The sequence below is a fragment of the Microbacterium sp. genome (assembly GCF_049650565.1).
Lineage (GTDB): Bacteria > Actinomycetota > Actinomycetes > Actinomycetales > Microbacteriaceae > Microbacterium.
This window is the reverse complement of the sequence record NZ_JBASAK010000062.1, coordinates 1-3,279: the sequence shown is the minus strand read 5'-3', so window position 1 is coordinate 3,279 and position 3,279 is coordinate 1. Positions and strand designations below refer to the sequence as shown.

General features: G+C 71.5%; 2 protein-coding genes. Both read left to right on the top strand.

Going from position 1 to position 3,279, the window contains the following annotated elements; all coding sequences use genetic code 11:
• Positions 1-744, top strand: a 744-nt coding sequence (locus WA967_RS11060; protein ID WP_424422390.1) for an alpha/beta hydrolase, incomplete at its 5' end; no start/stop codon positions are given.
• Positions 741-3,155, top strand: coding sequence for a phosphatidylglycerol lysyltransferase domain-containing protein (locus tag WA967_RS11055; protein WP_424422387.1), 2,415 nt, complete (start codon positions 741-743; stop codon positions 3,153-3,155). The genes WA967_RS11060 and WA967_RS11055, both read left to right, overlap by 4 nt.
• Positions 3,156-3,279: the final 124 nt, after the last annotated feature.

Below are 3,279 nucleotides of genomic sequence, written 5' to 3'. Positions count from 1 at the left end.
GGATTCGTTCCGCGCGATGCATCGATCTACCTGCCGCCTGCGGCCCTCGTGAAGGATCCGCCGGCGCTGCCGGTGATGGTGCAGATGATGGGCCTGCCGGGCAGCCCCACGCCCACGGCCATCAAGACGGCTGTCGACGCGTATGCCGTGCAGCACGACGGACTGGGCCCCATTGTCATCGTCGCCGATCAGCTGGGATCGTCGCGGCAGAACCCCGGATGCGCGGACTCGAAGGCGTTCGGCGGCGTGAACACGTACTTCGACGTCGACATCCCGAACTGGATCCGTACGCATCTGCGCGTGCTGCCGGGGCCCGCGAACTGGACGATCAGCGGATACTCCAACGGCGGGGCGTGCTCGTTCCTGTACGGCGCGCAGCACCCCGAGATCTGGGGTTCGCTGCTGGACATCTCGGGAGAGGAGTGGCCCGGCATGGAGAGTCCGAAGCCGGTGCTGAGCCTGGTGTTCCGCGGAGACAGGGCCGCGTTCGACGCCAACAAGCCCGCCAGCGTGCTGGCAGCGCACCCCGGCGCCTACGCGGGGCGCACGGCGGTGTTCACCGCCGGCGGCTCCGATCATCTCTACGCGCCGCACGCGCAGCACGCGGCCGAGCTCGCGAAGGCCGCAGGATTCACCACCACCTACTACGCCGTGCCCGGCGCGGGGCATGTCGGACCCGCGCTGTCCGGCGGCCTCGACGAGGGGCTGCGGGTGCTCGCGCCGATCTGGGGGCTCCAGCCGTGAGGGTCCGCTTGCTGGGAGTGCTGCGCGCGCACCCCGTCACCGCGGGCTTCTGCCTGCTGATCACTCTCACCGGGCTGGCCTTCGGCACGCTGCGGGGCGCGCACGCCGCCCGGCTCTCCGTCAGCCCGGAGGGCATCGAGGCCGGACAGTGGTGGACGCCGCTGACCGCGCTGATCGTGCCGGACTCCGTCATCGAACTCGTCCTGACCGTGGCCCTCGCGGCGGCGGGCCTGGCGTATGCCGAGCGACTGCTCGGTTCCTGGCGCACGGTGGTCGCGTTCCTCGGCACCGGCATCCCGGCGATGCTGGCCGGCGTGGGGGTGCAGGACCTGTCGTCCGAGCAGGGCGCCGCCTGGGCTCGGATCTCGCGCGACGTGCTGGACCCCGCCGTCGGCGTGGTCGGTGCAGCAATGGTGGCCAGCGCGTTCGCGCCCGTGCTGTGGCGCAGGCGGATTCGGCTGCTGGGCCTGTCGGCGCTGATCATGTTCACGCTGTACAGCGGCGACATCGACAGCGTGTACCGGCTGTGCGCGGCCGTCATCGGCCTGGTCGCCGGTGCCCTTCTCGCACGTGGTCGGGTGCACGCGCCCTGGCGTCGCAGCTCATTCGGCGAGGTCCGCACCCTGGTCGCGGCCATCATCGCGGTCACCGGCATCGGCCCGCTGGTCGTGCTGATCACCGGTCGGGGCATCGGCCCGCTGTCCCCTCTCGTGCAGGGTCTGCGCGGTGCGGGCGTCGATGCGCTGCTCTCGCGCTGCGGCACGAGGCTCTCCGATCACTGCGCGGTCGGGGTCGGAGGGGGATTCGCCGCGGGGCTCGGGCCGCTGCTGATGAGCCTGGTGCCGCTCGTGCTCGCCGTCGTCGCCGCGATCGGCCTGCGCGCGGGGCGCCGGGCCGCCCTGCTGCTGGCTGTGGCGGTGAACCTCATCGTGGCGGCGCTGGCCGCGATCAGCATCGGCAGCGACGATCTGCGGCATCCGGTGGAGCTGGCGGTCATCGATCGGTACTTCCCCGGGTTCGCCGTGGTGGGCATCGTGGTGCCGCTGGCCGTCTGCGTGCTGCTGGTGGTCACCCGTCGGCGCTTCAGCGTGCGCGCGGAGCGCGGTGCGGGCAGGCGCCTGGCCGTCACGGCCGTGCTGACATTGGTCGTGCTGGCGGGCGCCGACATCGCGCTGGTCGTGTCAGCCGGAGTCGCGCCGCTGACCAGCGCCCTGGATGCACTGCGGCGGTTCCTGCCGGCGGGCTTCGCACACGCGCACATCGCGCATCGCATCGGCGGCGTCGCGAACATCGCCCGACAGGCCATCGGTCCGCTGTTCTGGGCCGTGTTCATCGTGGGCATGATGCGACTGCTGCGGAGCCCAGCGAGGGCGCCGGAGAGCGTGGACGGCGAGCGCTACCGCGGGCTGCTGCGCGTGCACAGCGGCACCATGGGGTTCTTGGGCACCTGGGCGGGCAACCGGCACTGGTTCACCCCTGACGGACGAGGCGGCATCGCGTACCGCGTGGTGTCGGGCTTCGCCATCAGCGTCGGAGATCCGGTGGGAGAGGGCCCGGATGCCGTGGTGCGCGGCTTCGTGGACCACTGCGACCGACAGGGCCTCTCGCCCGTGCTGTACAGCGTGCATGACGAGACGCTGCGCAGCACCCGCGCACTGGGATGGTCGGACATGCCCGTGGCCGAGGAGACCGTGGTACCGCTGGAGCGGTTCTCACTGGACGGCAAGGCGTGGGCGAAGGTGCGCCAGCCGTACCGGCGCGCCGACCGGGACGGCCTGCATGCGGAGTGGACGCGCTGGGTCGACCTCACCCCCGGCATGTCGGCGCAGCTGGACGCCCTCAGCGAGCAGTGGATCGCCGAGAAGGCCCTGCCCGAGATGGGCTTCACCCTCGGCGGCGTGGAGGAGCTGCGCGATCCTGACACCGCGCTGATGCTGGCCATCGGTCCGCAGGGCGAACTGCAGGCCATCACCAGCTGGCTGCCCGTGCACGAGGGCGGCGAGCTGGTCGGCTGGACGCTGGACTTCATGCGCCGGGCGGACGGCTCGATGCCCGGAGTGATGGAGTTCCTGCTGGCGTCCGCCGCACTGCGCATGAAGGCCGAGGGACTGGCGTTCATGAGCCTGTCCGGTGCTCCGCTCGCGCAGAGCCTCGAGGCGGATGCCGCAGGCGGCGAGTGGAAGGGGATGCGGGGACTGCTGACCTGGCTCGGCGGCGTGCTGGAGCCCGCCTACGGGTTCCGGTCGCTGCTGAGCTTCAAGGCGAAGTTCCACCCCGACCGGTTGGCCATGCACATGGCCTATCCCGATGCCGCACAGCTGCCGGGAATCGGCATGGCCATCGGCCGGGCCTATCTGCCGCACGTCACACCGCCGGAGTACGTCGCGCTGGTGCGCGCCCTGCGCGACTGAGCCCCGGTGCTTCGACAAGCTCAGCAACCCGGGGTTGCGGAGCGCTGGGCCCTCTCCTCTGGGTCCCTGAGCTTGTCGAAGGGTCGAAGGGCCGTCGACCGGTCCTTGACAGGCTCAGCAACCC